This window comes from Paraburkholderia sp. ZP32-5 (assembly GCF_021390495.1).
Lineage (GTDB): Bacteria > Pseudomonadota > Gammaproteobacteria > Burkholderiales > Burkholderiaceae > Paraburkholderia.
In genome coordinates this window covers 203259-218517 of the sequence record NZ_JAJEJP010000001.1, presented here as the reverse complement: position 1 = coordinate 218517, position 15259 = coordinate 203259, and the positions used below count along the sequence as shown (strand labels likewise).

General features: G+C 64.9%; 11 protein-coding genes. 9 read left to right on the top strand and 2 right to left on the bottom strand.

Annotation, left to right across the window (positions count from 1 at the left end):
- Positions 1–13: 13 nt before the first annotated feature.
- The 6 genes from L0U82_RS00915 (at position 14) to L0U82_RS00890 (ending at position 6885) form a co-directional block, all read left to right on the top strand.
- Positions 14–811 carry an FAD binding domain-containing protein gene (locus L0U82_RS00915; RefSeq protein ID WP_233827862.1) on the top strand — a complete coding sequence of 266 codons (798 nt, stop codon included), beginning with the start codon at positions 14–16 and terminating at the stop codon, positions 809–811.
- 218 nt (positions 812–1029) lie between these two features.
- The gene (locus tag L0U82_RS00910; RefSeq protein WP_233827861.1) at positions 1030–1911 is read left to right on the top strand and encodes an AAA family ATPase; all 882 of its coding nucleotides are present in this window, start codon (positions 1030–1032) and stop codon (positions 1909–1911) included.
- A gap of 83 nt (positions 1912–1994) precedes the next feature.
- A complete protein-coding gene (locus L0U82_RS00905) occupies positions 1995–3203 on the top strand; it encodes a vWA domain-containing protein (protein WP_233833067.1) in 1209 nt (402 codons plus the stop codon).
- Positions 3194–3778 (top strand): CoxG family protein, encoded by a 585-nt coding sequence (locus L0U82_RS00900; protein ID WP_233827860.1) that lies wholly within the window; start codon positions 3194–3196, stop codon positions 3776–3778. Before L0U82_RS00905 ends, L0U82_RS00900 begins: the two co-directional genes overlap by 10 nt.
- Positions 3751–4773 carry an XdhC family protein gene (locus L0U82_RS00895; protein ID WP_233827858.1) on the top strand — a complete coding sequence of 341 codons (1023 nt, stop codon included), beginning with the start codon at positions 3751–3753 and terminating at the stop codon, positions 4771–4773. Before L0U82_RS00900 ends, L0U82_RS00895 begins: the two co-directional genes overlap by 28 nt.
- 210 nt (positions 4774–4983) lie before the next feature.
- Positions 4984–6885 carry a DUF3857 domain-containing transglutaminase family protein gene (locus tag L0U82_RS00890; RefSeq protein WP_233827856.1) on the top strand — a complete coding sequence of 634 codons (1902 nt, stop codon included), beginning with the start codon at positions 4984–4986 and terminating at the stop codon, positions 6883–6885.
- A gap of 47 nt (positions 6886–6932) precedes the next feature.
- Here L0U82_RS00890 and L0U82_RS00885 read toward each other — a convergent pair whose 3' ends face one another.
- Together L0U82_RS00885 and L0U82_RS00880 are read right to left on the bottom strand one after the other, a co-directional pair.
- Complete coding sequence (locus L0U82_RS00885) at positions 6933–7970, bottom strand: serine/threonine protein kinase (RefSeq protein ID WP_233827854.1); 1038 nt, start codon at positions 7968–7970, stop codon at positions 6933–6935.
- Between the two features lie 168 nt (positions 7971–8138).
- Complete coding sequence (locus L0U82_RS00880) at positions 8139–8351, bottom strand: hypothetical protein (RefSeq protein ID WP_233827852.1); 213 nt, start codon at positions 8349–8351, stop codon at positions 8139–8141.
- A 434-nt stretch (positions 8352–8785) separates the two neighbouring features.
- On the opposite strand from L0U82_RS00880, the gene L0U82_RS00875 reads away from it, so the two are divergent.
- From L0U82_RS00875 to L0U82_RS00865, 3 genes are all read left to right on the top strand, one after another.
- On the top strand, positions 8786–11971 hold the full coding sequence (locus tag L0U82_RS00875; protein ID WP_233827850.1) for an efflux RND transporter permease subunit: 3186 nt from the start codon (positions 8786–8788) through the stop codon (positions 11969–11971).
- A 190-nt stretch (positions 11972–12161) separates the two neighbouring features.
- Positions 12162–13499 (top strand): efflux RND transporter periplasmic adaptor subunit, encoded by a 1338-nt coding sequence (locus L0U82_RS00870; RefSeq protein WP_233827849.1) that lies wholly within the window; start codon positions 12162–12164, stop codon positions 13497–13499.
- Complete coding sequence (locus L0U82_RS00865; protein ID WP_233827848.1) at positions 13496–15142, top strand: efflux transporter outer membrane subunit; 1647 nt, start codon at positions 13496–13498, stop codon at positions 15140–15142. The genes L0U82_RS00870 and L0U82_RS00865 overlap by 4 nt, the downstream gene beginning before the upstream one ends.
- Positions 15143–15259: the final 117 nt, after the last annotated feature.

The window sequence follows — 15259 nt, the reverse complement described above, 5'->3', positions numbered from 1 at the left end:
CGGAGCATTCGACATGTATTCATTCGAGTATCAACGCGCGACGGATCCGAAAGCGGCCGCCGCGGCCCTCACCGCCGACAGCGAAGCGAAATTCCTCGCCGGCGGCCAGAGCCTTCTGCCGACGATGCGCCTGCGTCTCGCGCAGCCGTCGCAACTGATCGACGTCACGCGAATTCCAGCGCTGAAAACCATCACCGTCGACACGCAAACGGTGACGATCGGCGCGGCCGTCTGTCACGCGGATGTCGCCGATCACGCGGACGTGCGGCGCGTGCTGCCGGCGCTCGCGGACCTCGCCGGCCATATCGGCGATCGTCAGGTGCGCGCGCTCGGCACGATCGGCGGCTCGCTCGCGAACAACGATCCGGCCGCATGCTATCCGGCCGCGGCGATGGGTCTCGACGCGACGATCGTCACCGATCGGCGGCGCATCGCGTCGGCCGATTTCTTCGTCGGCATGTACGAGACCGCTTTGGAGCCCGACGAGCTGATCGTCGCCGTCGAGTTTCCGGTGCCCGATCGCGCCGCGTACGAGAAATTCCGCAACCCGGCGTCGCACTTTGCGCTGGTCGGCGTGTTCGTCGCGCAATTCGCGAGCGGCGTGCGTGTTGCGGTGACGGGCGCCGCGTCGTCGGTGTTTCGCGTGCCGGAGCTGGAAAGCGCGCTGTCGGCGAACTTCACGCCCGATGCGGCCCGCGCGGTCAGCGTTCCGTCCGGCGAGTTGAACGAGGACATGCATGCAAGCGCCGAGTACCGCGCGCATCTGATTCCGGTGCTCGCCGCGCGGGCGGTGACGAAGGCGAACGGTTAGCCTCTTCGGCTGACACGAGCGGCTTGCCGCGCATCGAGCATCGATACAGGATGCCGCGCGCAAGCCGGCTTCGTCCGCCCACGCCCACGTCGCAATCGGGCGCGCGGCGTGCTTCGTACTTTCCGCGGCTCGTGCCTCGCGCTTGCGCCCAGGCTTCAGTCATTCTTTAGTCGCAGTCGCGCTTGAGTCGCAGCTCATCGCGCAGATCCAGGACCACCATGCAGCCGGCCTCCATCGACGACACTCTCGCCCAACTCGCCGCCCAACGCTATTTCGCGAGCCGCGAACTGGCGACCGCGCTGTATCTGGCACTGCGCATGGAGCGTCCGTTGTTCGTCGAAGGCGAACCCGGCGTCGGCAAGACCGAACTCGCGAAAGCGGCCGCGGGCATGCTCGGCACCACGCTGTTGCGGCTGCAATGCTATGAGGGGCTCGACACCGCGAGCGCGCTGTACGAATGGGACTACCCGCGCCAGATCATGGCGCTGCGGCTCGCCGAAGCGGCCGGCGAGCGCCCGGACAACGACACGCTGTATCGCGGCGAATTTCTGTTGAAGCGTCCGCTGCTGCAGGCGCTGCTGCCCGACGAACATCACCCCGGCGCGCGGCGCGTGCTGCTGATCGACGAGATCGATCGCGCGGACGAACCGTTCGAGGCGTTCCTGCTCGAACTGCTGTCGGATTTCCAGGTATCGATTCCCGAATACGGCACCGTGCGCGCGGCGCAGCCGCCGCTCGTCGTGATGACGTCGAATCGCACGCGCGAAGTTCACGACGCGCTGAAACGCCGCTGCCTGTATCAATGGATCGGCTATCCGGATCGCGAGCGCGAACTCGAAATCGTCGCCGCGCGCGCGCCGCAAACATCGGCGCAATTGCAGCGGCGCGCGGTCGATTTCGTGCACCGGCTGCGCGGCATGGATCTGTTCAAGGCGCCGGGCATCGCTGAGACGATCGACTGGTGCCGCGCGCTCGAAGCGCTGTCCGTGACGGAACTCGATCCGCAGTCGGTACAGAACACGCTCGGTGTGCTGCTCAAGTATCAGGACGATCTCGCGCGCGTGGACACCGCGCAGATCGCGCAGTGTCTGTCGGCCTGAGGATAGTGGAGATGGCAGATCGAGACGGCACGGACGATCAAGGCAACACGAACCGCGCCGCCGCATCGGCGGACGGCGCGCCGATGCTCGCGCGCAACGTCGTGCACTTCGTGCGCGTGCTGCGTGGCGCAGGCCTGCCGATGTCGCCCGCGCAGGCCGTCGATGCGCTCGCCGCGTTGCAATGGATCGACCTCGGCCGCCGCGACGACGTGCGCGCGGCGCTCGCCGCGCTGCTTGTCACCGCGCCCGACGAGCGCGAGCTGTTCAACGCTGCGTTCGATCTGTTCTGGCGCGATCCCGACTGGGAAGGCAAGCTGCGCGCGCTGCTGTTGCCGAAAGTCCGCGACGGCCTGCCGCCGCCCAAACGTAATAACCGTCTCGCCGATGCGCTCGCGGTGCGCATGCCGCCGTCGCCGCATCTGAACCCGCAGCAGGAAACCGAGCAGCACGAGTTGCACGCGCACATGACGTTCAGCGCCGAAGAGCGGCTGCGTCACCGCGATTTCGATACGCTGACCGCCGACGAATGGCGCAGCCTGCGGCATCTGATTCGCGGCCAGCGTCTGCCGCTCGCAACCGAACCGACACGCCGCCTGAAGGCCGCCTCGCACGGCACGCATGCGGACCTGCGCGCGAGCGCGCGGCACGCGGTGCGCGCGGGCGGCGACTGGATGGTGTGGAAATATCGCGCGGTGGTCGAACGCAAGCCGCCACTCGTGCTGCTGCTCGATATCTCCGGCTCGATGAGCAACTACTCGCGCGCGGTGCTGTACTTCTGCCACGCGCTGCTGCAGTCGCGAGAACGCCTGCAGGTGTTCCTGTTCGGCACGCGGCTCACGAACGCGACGCGCGCGTTGCGCGAGCGTGATCCCGATGTCGCGATCGCGACGCTCAGCGATCAGGTGGTCGACTGGTCGGGCGGTACGCGTATCGGTGCGGCGCTCGCCGAATTCAACCGGCGCTGGGCACGTCGCGTGCTGACCGGCCGCGCGACCGTGCTGCTCGTCACCGATGGTCTCGATCACGAAGCGATCGACGTGCTCGATACCGAAATGGCGCGCCTCGCGCGCTTCGCGCATCGCATCGTCTGGCTCAATCCGCTGCTGCGTTTCAGCGGCTTCGCGCCGAAGGCACGCGGCGTGCAGGCAATCCTGCCGTATGTCGACGCGCATCGTCCGGTTCATAATCTGGATAGCCTCGCAGCATTCGGCCGCGATCTCGCGCAACTCACCCGCGCGCCTCGCCATGCCGTGGCCGCGAAGGCACTCGCTGGAGCAAGCTCATGGAACTAGCCGAAACTCACACGCTGCCGGTCTCGCAGCAGCAAACGTGGGATGCGTTGAACGACACAGAAATTCTGCGTGCGTGCATCCCCGGTTGCGAAAGCATCGACCCCGATGGCGAAAACGCGTACCTGGTCGCGCTCAGCGCGGCGGTCGGGCCGGTCAAGGCGCGCTTCAAGGGTCGTATGCAGTTGACCGACATCGACGCGCCGAACACCTACACGATCGTCTTCGAAGGCCAGGGCGGCGCCGCCGGCTTCGCGAAGGGCAACGCGCAGGTCACGCTCGAAGCCGACGGCGACGCGGCGACGAAGCTCAGCTACACGGCGAACGCACAGGTCGGCGGCAAGCTCGCTCAGATCGGCTCACGGCTCGTCGACGGCGCGGCACGCAAGATTGCCGGCGAATTTTTCAAGCGCTTCAGTGCACAGTTCTCCGGCGGCGAGGACAATGACGCGAAAGCCCCGCCGTCCGGTGACGCGTCGGCCGCGCAAACGGAATCGAATCAAGCCGCGGACGGCGAGTCCGGCGGCGAAGAAAAGAAAGGAAAGAAATCATGGACAGCGTGGATCTCGAAGTTCTGAAGTCCAGCGCCCGCTGGCTGGAAGAAGGTCACCGCGCGCTACTGGTAACGGTCGTGAAGACATGGGGCTCGTCGCCGCGCCCCGAGGGCGCGATGCTCGCGGTACGCGATGACGGACTGGTGGTCGGCTCGGTATCGGGCGGCTGCATCGAAGACGATCTGATCGATCGGGTGCGGCAACGGGGCATCGAACAGACGCATCCGGAAGCCGTCAAGTACGGCATCACGGCGGAAGAAGCGCATCGCTTCGGGCTGCCGTGCGGCGGCACGATCCAGCTCGTGCTCGAACCGTTGACGCCGACCAGCGGCATCGGCGAACTCTGCCATGCGGTGGAGAACGGTCGGCTGGTCGCGCGCGAAGTCAACATGGCGACGGGCGCGGTGCGGCTCGACGACGCGCAGGCCACCGACGGCGTGCATTTCGACGGCGAGCGTCTGCTGACGATCCACGGCCCGCGCTACCGGATGCTGGTGATCGGCGCGGGGCAGTTGTCGCGCTACCTGTGTCATATCGCGGTCGGGCTCGACTATCAGGTCACCGTGTGCGATCCGCGCGAGGAATACACCGACGAATGGGACATCCCCGGCACGAAAATCGTGCGCACGATGCCGGACGATACGGTGATCGACATGAAGCTCGACGAGCGCTGCGCGGTGATCGCGCTCACGCACGATCCGAAGCTCGATGATCTCGCGCTGATGGAGGCGCTGAAGACGCCGGCGTTCTACGTCGGCGCGCTGGGGTCGAGACGGAACAATCAGGCGCGCCGCGAGCGACTGAAGGAGTTCGATCTGAACGAAGCCGAACTGGCCCGTTTGCATGGACCGGTCGGTATCTATATCGGCAGCAGGACGCCGCCTGAAATCGCGGTGTCGATCCTCGCCGAGGTGACGGCCGCGAAGAACGGCGTGTCGCTGCCGACGATACTGCAGGTCGAAGGTGCAAAGGCAGCGCAGGAGATTGCGGCGTCGGGTGGAGCGGCTTGCAGCGTGTAGTGCCTGCTGATTTAGCGCCCGGTGATTGACTGCCCGACGAGCGAGGGTGAGCGTCGCGCACGCTCGCCCTCGCGACAAACGGGTTGTGCGGGCCGATGCGCGAATAATCCGGATTCCGCCGAATGCGCGCCAGCCGCTTGACATCCGCACCGCGCGAACCGACTCTAACTGGCGACCCCGTCAATGTCGATCGTTCGGATATCGCCCGTCATGCGACTCTCTCTGCTGATCCGTCTTGTCTCGGTGGGCTGCCTGTGCGGCATGCACGTCGCGAGCGCGAGCGCGCCGGTCAAACTGGACGACCCCTACACCAACGAAGGCGAGACGCAGACCTTCACCGTCAACGCGGACGGCTCGTATTCGAAGCTCGATGCGCTGACGCTGCGCGTGAACAACGAGGCCGGCGTCGAGCGCGTGGCGCAGCAATACGTGTGGTTCAACCGCAATATGGCCGACGTGCAGGTGATCGAGGCCTATACGATCAGCGCCGACGGCAAGCGTCACGACGTGCAGCCCGAGCAGATCCACGACGTTCAGGAAGCCCGTTCGTTCAATGCGCCGATGTTCCAGGACATCCAGGAAAAGGCGATCGTGTTTCCGGCGGTCGAGCCGGGCGCGCGCGTTCATCTGACCTATCGCAAGACGCAGCGCCAGCCGATCGTGCCGGGTCAGTTCAGCGACTTCACACCGCCCGATCTCGCGCCGACGCGCGACTTCCATCTGATCTACGATCTGCCCTCCGACAAGCCGCTTTATGCCGACGCACGCGGCTTCGAAGCGCTGCCGCCGAGCACGCGCGATGGCCGCACGCGCTACGAATTCCGCTACGACAAGGCGCATTTCGACCGGCTCGAACGCGGCTCGGTCGCGTATGTGTCGTATGGCGACCGGCTGATGGTGTCGACCTTCCCGAGTTATGCCGCGTTCGCCGCATCCTACCGCGACTCGGCGGCAGACCCCGGCGCGCACGAGCCCGCACTGACACAACTCGCGCACCAGCTCACCGCCCACGACCATACGCCGCGCGACAAGGCGAAGACGCTATACGACTGGGTACGCCGCAACGTGCGCTATGTCGCGATCAACGTCGGACGCGGCGCGGTCGTGCCGCATCGCGCGAGCGCGATCCTCGCGAACCGCTATGGCGATTGCAAGGATCACGTCGCGCTCTATGGCGCGCTGCTCGATGCGGTCGGCGTGCGCAACGAGCCCGCGCTGATCAGCAGCGGCACGATTTATACGCTGCCGAGCGTGCCCGGCTATGGCGTGATCAATCATGTGATTACGTGGCTGCCCGATCTGCAGATGTATGCGGATTCGACCGCGTCGGACGTCGAATTCGGCTTTCTGCCTCCATCGGACATGAACCGGCCGACGGTGCTCGTCGACGATGGCGTGCTCGCGCGCACACCCGCCACCGCGCCGATGACGCGCAGCACCGACCTCGCGATCAGGATCGAACCCGATGGCTCGGCGAGCTTCACGTATCGGCTGCAGGACGCGGGGCCTTACGCCGAACAGGCGCGTGCGCGATTGCGTATGCAAACGCCCGCGCAACGCGAGGAATCGATTCAGGCCGAGTTGCGCAACGCGAATCTGCGTGGCACCGCGACACTGACGACCAGCGATCTGAGCGCGGCCGACGGGCCGCTCACGCTCACGATGAAAGGCACGCTGGAGAGCCTCGTCGTGACCGGCATGACGGCGTCGATCCCGGCGATCACGAGCTTGGGCGGCGGCGTCGAGGCGGACACCCGCTACTGGCTCGGCGAGCGTAAGCGCACGCAGCCGTTCGTGTGCCACAACCTCGCGATGCACGAACGCGCGCGCATCGAACTGCCGGCCAATTTCCGCGTGCTCGATATGCCGGAGCCGAAGCGCACGCAGGATCGCTTCGTCGATTTCGAATCGCAGTACACGTTCGATGCGCGCAACAACGTCGTGACGATGACGCGCGACGGCACGACTCATTTCGATAGCGACGTCTGCACACCGGATGATTTCACGCGGATGCAGCCCGCGATCGAAGCGATCGGGCGCGATGTGCGCGCCGAGGTAATCGTCAGATCGACGCTGGTGGAGTCGTCGAGTGTGGTGTCGCAGTCGCCGTGATGGGACGCGTGCACGTGCGCGTGCGCCTGTGCCTGCGCTGCTGCAATTCAAACCGGCCACAACGGCCCTTCCTGCATCGCGCCGATCTGCTCGCGCATCTCCAGAATGCGGTCTTCCCAGTAGCGCTGCGTGTTGAACCACGGAAACGCGGCCGGAAACGCCGGGTCGTCCCAACGACGCGCGAGCCACGCCTGGTAGTGAATCAGCCGCAGCGTACGCAGCGCTTCGATCAGATAAAGTTCGCGCGGCTCGAACTCGCAGAAGTCCTCGTAGCCGGCAAGCAGATCGGTGAGCGCGCGCGATGCGTCGGCGCGCTCGCCCGGCAGCAGCAGCCACAGATCCTGAATCGCGGGGCCCATGCGGCTATCGTCGAAATCGACGAAGTGCGGGCCCGCGTCGGTCCACAGCACGTTGCTCGGATGACAGTCGCCGTGCAGACGCAGCGAGCGAATTTCACCCGCGCGGTCGAACGCATGCGAGACACCTTCGAGCGCGAGGTTCACGACGGTTTCCCACGCAGTGCGCACATCGTCGGGAACGAAACGCTGCGCGAGCAGAAAGTCGCGTGGCTCGTAGCCGAAGGTTTGGATATCGAGCGTGGGCCGCTCCGTGTAGCTTTGCGTCTGACCGATCGCATGAATGCGTCCGATGAAACGCCCCAGCCACTCCAACGTGTCGCGCCGGTCGAGATCCGGCGCGCGGCCGCCGCGCCGCTCGAAGACCGAGAAGCGGAAACCATCGAACGAATGAAGCGTGCGGCCATCCAGCACGCGAGCGGTCACTGCGGGAATTTCGCGCGCCGCCAGCTCGGCGACGAACGCGTGTTCTTCGAGAATCGCGGCATCGCTCCAGCGTGCCGGACGATAAAACTTCGCGACCACGGGCGGCCCGTCTTCGACTCCGACCTGGTACACGCGATTCTCATAGCTGTTGAGCGGCAGCAGACGGCCGTCGGTACGCACGCCGGCCGTCATGAGTACGCCGTCGAGCGCGTCGAGCACGGTTTCCGGTGTGAGGCGGGCAAACGGCACGGCGCTGTTCGCGCCGGCCTCGGGATTGGGAATGTCGGGAGTGGTGTCGTTCATGCCCGCATTGTGCGCCGCGCCGTCGTTAAAGACGAGAGCGACCGCTCACGATGTGAGCCTATGCGCGGCTCGCCGCGAGCACAAAAAGAAGCACAGGGAAGCGCAAGCGTTAATCCTCCCTTACATAAAGACTACGATTTGCACACACATCTGTAATGCCAGCGGTGTTCAATGCGTTTGCGCACCGGCCGGACGTATCAGATCACCGGTATCGATCAGATCTTCGAGGAAAAAGGGTTCGGTGTTCAGTTGCTGCGATGCGCCGGGTTCACCGGCATACCACGCCACCATCGCCATGTCGCCGAGTATGCGCATGACGATTCCGCGCGCACCTTGCGGCACGGCGATATGTACCGAGCGGACAATGGAACCGACTTGCATGATATTTCCCCGTTTCCCTTAGCCGGCTTTATGAATTCACGCCGGTCGAGGTGATGATAAAAAGCGCCGCTTCGCCACTAACGTTGCTAACGCACCCAGTCCGCCGCGCGCCTTGCGCGAAAGAGGTTCGAGTCATTGTTCCCGTTTTGCGGGGCCTTTGGAAGCGCGAATAGATGACATTCACCAGTCGTTTCGCCCTATTCCAATTACGCTGCGCACGGCCGATGATCTCGGCGTGAGCCGTCGTAATGAAGTCCATCATAAACCCTGCCGGGGGGAGACATCAAAAACGTGCGCTGCCACAACGATCTGCCTGATACGAGCGCCGCGTCGCCACGCACTCGCGTTCGCGGCGCACGCAAAACACACGGCACGCGCGCGCTGTGCCGCATGCCTCGCCGCGCCGTTGCTCATTTCACCCACCGGCACTAGCCATGTGGATCGTTCGTCTCGCGCTGCGGCGGCCCTATACGTTCATCGTGCTGGCGCTGCTGTTGCTGATCGTCGGGCCTTTGACGATCCTGCGCACGCCGACCGACATCTTCCCGAACATCGACATTCCGGTGCTGTCGGTCATCTGGTCGTACAACGGCTTGCCCGCCGACGAAATGGAACGGCGCATCGCGCTCAATTACGAGCGCGGACTGTCGGTCGCGGTCAACGATATCGAGCACACGGAATCGACGTCGCTGAACGGCATTTCGGTAATCAAGATCTTTTTCCAGCCGGGCGCGAACATCGACGAAGCGCTCGCGCAAGTGACCGCGCTCTCGCAAACGCAATTGCGTTCGCTGCCGCCCGGCATCACGCCGCCGAACATCCTGCGCTATAACGCGTCGACGGTGCCGATCTTGCGGCTTGCGTTGTCATCGGCGTCGCTGACCGAGCAGGAGCTTTACGACTTCGGCAATAACTTCCTGAAGACACAGCTCGCGACCGTGCCCGGCGCATCCGCGCCGCTGCCGTATGGTGGCAAGCAGCGGCAAATCATGGTCGATATCGATTCGCGCAAGTTGCAGGAGCGCAATCTGTCGCCGATGGACGTGGTCAACGCGGTCACCGCGCAGAATCTGATTCTGCCGTCCGGCACCGCGAAAATCGGCTCGACCGAGTACTCGGTGGAAATGAACGGCAGCCCCGATTCGCTCGAAGGCCTGAACAACATTCCGATTCGCAGCACCGCGAACGGCACCATCTATATCCGCGATGTTGCGCATGTGCGCGACGGCTATCAGCCGCAGACCAACATCGTGCGCGTGAACGGCCAGCGCGCGGCGCTGCTGACGATCAACAAGAGCGGCAACACGTCGACGCTCGACATCGTCGATCGCATCAAGACGATGATGCCGACGTTGCGCAATCTGGTGCCGCCGTCGCTGAATATCGACCCCGTTGCCGATCAATCGCTGTTCGTGCGCGCGTCGGTGCAGGGCGTGCTGCGTGAAGCGCTGATCGCCGCGTGCCTGACAGGTCTGATGATTCTGCTGTTTCTCGGCAACTGGCGCGCAACGCTGATCATCGCGGTGTCGATTCCGCTATCGATGATCACGTCGATCATCGCGCTGTCGGCACTCGGTCAGACGATCAACATCATGACGTTGGGCGGCCTCGCGCTCGCGGTCGGGATTCTGGTCGACGATGCGACCGTTGCAATCGAGAACATCAGTCATCAGCTCGAACAGGGCAAGACGCTCGAGCAGGCGATTCTCGACGGCGCGCATCAGATCGCGATTCCGACACTCGTATCGACGCTGGCGATCTGCATCGTGTTCGTGCCGATGTTTCTGCTGACGGGTGTCGCGCACTACCTGTTCATTCCGCTCGCCGAAGCCGTGGTATTTGCGATGCTCGCGTCGTATGTCTTCTCGCGTACGCTGGTGCCGACGCTGGCGAACTATCTGCTGCGCCATCACCACAACAAAGCGGCGGATGCGCATCACACTCCTATGCCAACGCGCAATCCGTTCATGCGCGTGCACTATGCATTCGAGCGTGGCTTTGCAAGCTTGCGCGAGCGTTATCGCGGGTTTCTCGAAGCGCGTGTCGCGCGGCCCGGTCTCTTCGTCACGCTGTTTCTGGTTTGCTGTGGTGCGTCGCTGCTATTGCTGCCGTTTATCGGCCGCGACTTTTTTCCGGCCGTCGATGCCGGCACGATCGCGCTGCATATGCGCGCGAAAACCGGTATGCGGGTCGAGGAAACCGCGGTGCTGACCGATCGCGTCGACACGCGCATCCGTCAGCTGATTCTCGCCGGCGAGCTGCATTCGATCATCGACAACATCGGCTTGCCGGTGTCGGGTATCAATCTGTCGTACAGCAATACCGGCACGATCGGCACGTCGGATAGCGACATCCTGATCACGCTGAATCCCGATCATCATCCGAGCGCCGGCTACGTGCGCACGCTGCGGCGCACGCTCAGCGACGAATTCCCCGGCGTGCAGTTCGCGTTTCTGCCCGCCGATATCGTCAGCCAGACGCTGAACTTCGGCATGCCGTCGCCGATCGACATCCAGATCGTCGGTCGTGAAGTCGCGGCCAATCGCGCGTTCGCCGCGACGCTGCTGAACCGTCTGCGCACGGTGCCGGGTCTCGTCGATGCGCGCATCCAGCAGCCCGCCGATCTGCCGCGTATCTTCATCGATGTCGATCGCACGCGCGCGCAACAGGCCGGCTTCTCGCAGCGCGATATCGCCAGCGATCTGCTGATTACGCTGTCGGGCAGCCAGCAGACCACGCCGACGTTCTGGCTCAATCCGCACAATGGCGTCAGCTACAACGTGATCACGGAAGCACCGCAATACACGATCGATTCGCTGCAATCGCTCGAGAACATCCCATTGAATGCGAACGGCCGCACCAATATTCTCGGCTCGCTCGCGACGATGCACCGCGACGCCGGCAACGCGGTGCTCACGCACTACAACGCGCAGACCACGATCGATATTTTCGGCACCGCCGACGGCCGCGATCTCGGCGGCGTGTCCGACGACATCCGCAGGATCATCGACGAATCGAAAGCCGGCTTGTCGAAAAGCTCGACGATCGAACTGCGCGGCCAGGTGCAGACGATGAACGAGTCGTTCTCGGGTCTGCTCGCCGGTCTGCTGTTCGCGGTGCTGCTCGTCTATCTGCTGATCGTCGTCAATTTCCAGTCGTGGCTCGATCCGTTCATCATCATCACCGCATTGCCCGGCGCGCTGGCCGGCATCGTGTGGATGCTGTTCGTCACGCACACCACGCTGTCGATTCCGGCGCTCACCGGCGCGATCATGTGTATCGGCATCGCAACCGCGAACTCGATTCTCGTGATCAGCTTCGCGCGCGAGCAGTTGCTGCTGCACGGCGACGCGACGCGCGCGGCGATCGAAGCGGGCTTTACGCGCTTCCGTCCGGTGCTGATGACCGCGCTCGCGATGGTGATCGGCATGGTGCCGATGGCGATCGGTCTCGGCGAAGGCGGCGAGCAGAATGCACCGCTCGGGCGCGCGGTGATCGGCGGTCTTACGGTTGGCACGGTGGCCACGCTGATCTTCGTGCCGGTCGTGTTCTCGATGATCTATCGGCGGCTCGCGGCACGGCGCCAGCGTTCGGCGGAACATGTGGTGGGCAAGCCATGAACATCACGCGCGCGATGAGGGCCGCAGCGGGTGGATGCAATGCGTGCGATACGAGCAATACGCACTGCATGCGCCGCGATCACATAAGAGGCAGCGTCTACGATGGCCCGCCAGTCTCGACAAGAAAAATCTTTGATGAGATCGGAGTGAGCACTAAAACGCCAGCTCCGATCGACAGAGGGGAAGCTTGATGCAAGCGCAACGTCCAGAGGGTCCGGATTCGGGCGATCGCGCGAAGCCCAAGCGCACGCGCTGGCTCGTGATCGTCGCGGCCATCGCGATACTGGCCGTTGCCGCGCAAGGCATCTGGTCGCGCCGCGATGCGCACGCGGCGCTCGAACGCGAGGCCGAGCATACGAGCCAGATGAGCGTCGAAGTCGTGCTGCCGCGCAAATCGTCGGGCGGCTTCAATCTGGTGCTGCCCGGCAACGTGCAGGCATTTCTCGACACGCCGATTTACGCGCGCACCAACGGCTATCTGAAGAAGTGGTACGCGGATATCGGCGCGCACGTGAAGAACGGTCAGTTGCTCGCCGAAATCGACACGCCCGAAGTCGACGACCAGTTGCGCGCTGCCCGCGCCGATCTCGCGAACGCCAATGCGAACTACGCGCTCGCGAAAAGCACCGCCGATCGCTGGACCGAAATGCTCAGGACCAAGTCGGTGTCGAAACAGGAAACCGATGAGAAAGTCGGCGATATGCTCGCGAAAAAAGCCACGCTCGACGCCGCGCGTTTCAACGTTGCGCGTCTGGAGAAAACGCAGTCGTTCCAGAAGGTCTATGCGCCGTTCGACGGCACCGTGACCGCGCGCAACGTCGACGTCGGCGCGTTGATCGACGCGGGCAGTTCGGGCGGTCCCGCGAAGGAGCTATTTCATGTCGCGCAGGCGGACCGGCTGCGTGTCTACGTGAACGTGCCGCAAGGGTACGCGCAGCAGGTGCGTGCGCAACAGAGCGCGTATCTGACGCTGACCGAGACGCCGTCGCGACACTATCCGGGCACGGTCGCGCGCACCGCGGGCGCGGTCGATCCGCAGCAGCGCACGATGCTCGTCGAAGTCGATGTCGACAATCGCGGCGGTGAGTTGTTGCCGGGTGCTTACGCGCAGGTGCATTTCGAGCTTGGCGCGGGCGCGGCGCCGTACACGCTGCCGGGTAATACGCTGCTATTCAGACCCGACGGTGTGAAAGTCGCGACCGTCGATGCACAACACCGGGTGAAGCTGCTGCCGGTGTCGCTCGGCACGGACTTCGGCACGCGCGTTGCGATCGTGTCGGGGCTGCACGGCGATGAGCAGGTGATCGTGAATCCACAGGATTCGATCGTCGATGGCGCGCCGGTGCGGATCGTGCCGCGTGGGGCGGAAGGCGGAGGGGCTTCGGGAGCGGCTGGGGCGAATGGTTCGGCGGGTGCGAGTGCAGCGAATGGTGTGAGTGGTGCGATGAGCGCGACGAGCGTGGCCTGCGTAGTCGGCATGGCGGCGTTGCCGGCCAGAGCCAATCCGGACGCAAGGAAGCAATCATGAAGACGCCGGTTTTGCGTCGAGCGGCGGTCGCGTCGGCAAGCGCATCGGTATTCGCGCGATTGTCTGCGCGAGTTTCAGTTCGCGCGGCACTCGTGCTCGCGGACTCAGACGCGGACGCGCGCGGATCGACCAGCACCTCGCAACGTCCTTCGCTCGACACCGCACTACGTGCCTGCGCTTTGCCGTTGTTGTTCGCCGGTTCGCTCGCGGCCTGCACCGTCGGCCCCGATTACGTGAAACCCACCGCCGTCGCGCCGGCCACCTATCGCGAACTCGACGGCACCGGCTGGAAACCCGCGCAGCCCGCCGATACGCTCGCGCGCGGCGCCTGGTGGCGGATCTACGGCGACCCGGCGCTCGATGCGCTCGAACCGCGGGTCGCAAGCGCGAACCAGGACGTGCAGGCCGCCGAAGCGCGCTTTCGCGCGGCGCGCGCAACCGTCGCGCAATATCGCGCGGAATTCTTCCCGGTCGTGACCGCCGGAGCCCAGTACTCGCGCACGCGGACGTCGGCGAACGTGTTGCATAAATCGACCGCGGGGCTCGCGCTGGACGACTATCTGGTGCAGGTCGACGCGTCGTGGGAACCGGACCTGTGGGGCCGCGTGTCGCGCAGCGTCGAAGGCGCGAAGGCCGGCGCACAAGCGAGCGCCGCCGATGTCGACGCCGCGCTGCTGTCGATGCAGGCCGAACTCGCGACCGACTACTTCGAACTGCGCGGACTCGACCAGGAACGTCAACTGCTCGACGACACGATCAACGCCTATCGGGAAGCGCTCGAACTCACGCAGCACCGCTACGCGGGCGGCATCGCGACCGACGCCGACGTCGCGCAGGCACAAACGCAACTGAAGACCACCGAGGCGCAGGCGCTCGATCTCGGCGTGCAACGCGCGCAACTCGAACATGCGATCGCGATCCTGATCGGCCAGCCGCCGTCTACTTTTACGCTGCCGGTCGCGCCGCTCGTCGCCGTGCCGGTCGTCGCGGCGACGGGCGTGCCGTCTGAACTGCTCGAACGGCGGCCCGACATCGCATCGGCCGAACGGCACGTCGCCGAGATGAACGCGCAGATCGGCGTCGCCACCGCGGCGTTTTTCCCGAACCTCGTGCTGGCCGTGACGGGCGGGCTGGAAGCTACCAACTACAGCCAGTGGCTGCTCGCGCCGAGCCGGCTGTGGTCGCTCGGACCGACGCTCGCCGGCACGCTGCTCGACTTCGGCGGACGCGCGGCCGTCAAGGAACAGGCGCGCGCGCATTATGACGAGAGCGTCGCGCAATACCGGCAGACGGTGTTGAACGCGTTCGGCCAGGTGGAAGACAACCTCGCCGCGCTGCGCGTGCTCGAACAGGAAGCGGCCGCGCAGGACGAGGCGGTGGCCGCCGCGCAACGCTCGCTCGCGGTCGTGTCGGATCGCTACCGGAACGGCGCGATCACCTATCTCGACGTCGTGGTCGCGCAGACGACCACGCTAACGAACGAGCGCAACGCGGTCTCGATCGCGCGCCGCCGGATGGCCGCGAGCGTCGCGCTCGTGAAGGCGCTCGGCGGCGGGTGGGATGCATCGGCGCTGCCGGGCGATGAGGAGATCGTGCATCCGGCGGCGCCGGTGGCGGCTAGTGGGGTGGCGGGGCGGGGTTAGGGTGGTTTTGTGTGGTTCGCGTGGCCTGCACGCGCCACCGCTCCGCATCGGTTTTTCAGCGTATCCTTAACACCTTTTGCGCTCTCTTTCTCGCGCTTTTTCGTCGCCTGTTCGTAT

Bases quoted from the DNA above. Each gene is read 5' to 3' on its own strand.
- L0U82_RS00915 (WP_233827862.1), top strand. From the start codon at position 14: ATGTATTCATTCGAGTATCAACGCGCGACGGATCCGAAAGCGGCCGCC.
- L0U82_RS00910 (WP_233827861.1), top strand. From the start codon at position 1,030: ATGCAGCCGGCCTCCATCGACGACACTCTCGCCCAACTCGCCGCCCAA.
- L0U82_RS00905 (WP_233833067.1), top strand. From the start codon at position 1,995: ATGCTCGCGCGCAACGTCGTGCACTTCGTGCGCGTGCTGCGTGGCGCA.
- L0U82_RS00900 (WP_233827860.1), top strand. From the start codon at position 3,194: ATGGAACTAGCCGAAACTCACACGCTGCCGGTCTCGCAGCAGCAAACG.
- L0U82_RS00895 (WP_233827858.1), top strand. From the start codon at position 3,751: ATGGACAGCGTGGATCTCGAAGTTCTGAAGTCCAGCGCCCGCTGGCTG.
- L0U82_RS00890 (WP_233827856.1), top strand. From the start codon at position 4,984: ATGCGACTCTCTCTGCTGATCCGTCTTGTCTCGGTGGGCTGCCTGTGC.
- L0U82_RS00885 (WP_233827854.1), bottom strand. From the start codon at position 7,970: ATGAACGACACCACTCCCGACATTCCCAATCCCGAGGCCGGCGCGAAC.
- L0U82_RS00880 (WP_233827852.1), bottom strand. From the start codon at position 8,351: ATGCAAGTCGGTTCCATTGTCCGCTCGGTACATATCGCCGTGCCGCAA.
- L0U82_RS00875 (WP_233827850.1), top strand. From the start codon at position 8,786: ATGTGGATCGTTCGTCTCGCGCTGCGGCGGCCCTATACGTTCATCGTG.
- L0U82_RS00870 (WP_233827849.1), top strand. From the start codon at position 12,162: ATGCAAGCGCAACGTCCAGAGGGTCCGGATTCGGGCGATCGCGCGAAG.
- L0U82_RS00865 (WP_233827848.1), top strand. From the start codon at position 13,496: ATGAAGACGCCGGTTTTGCGTCGAGCGGCGGTCGCGTCGGCAAGCGCA.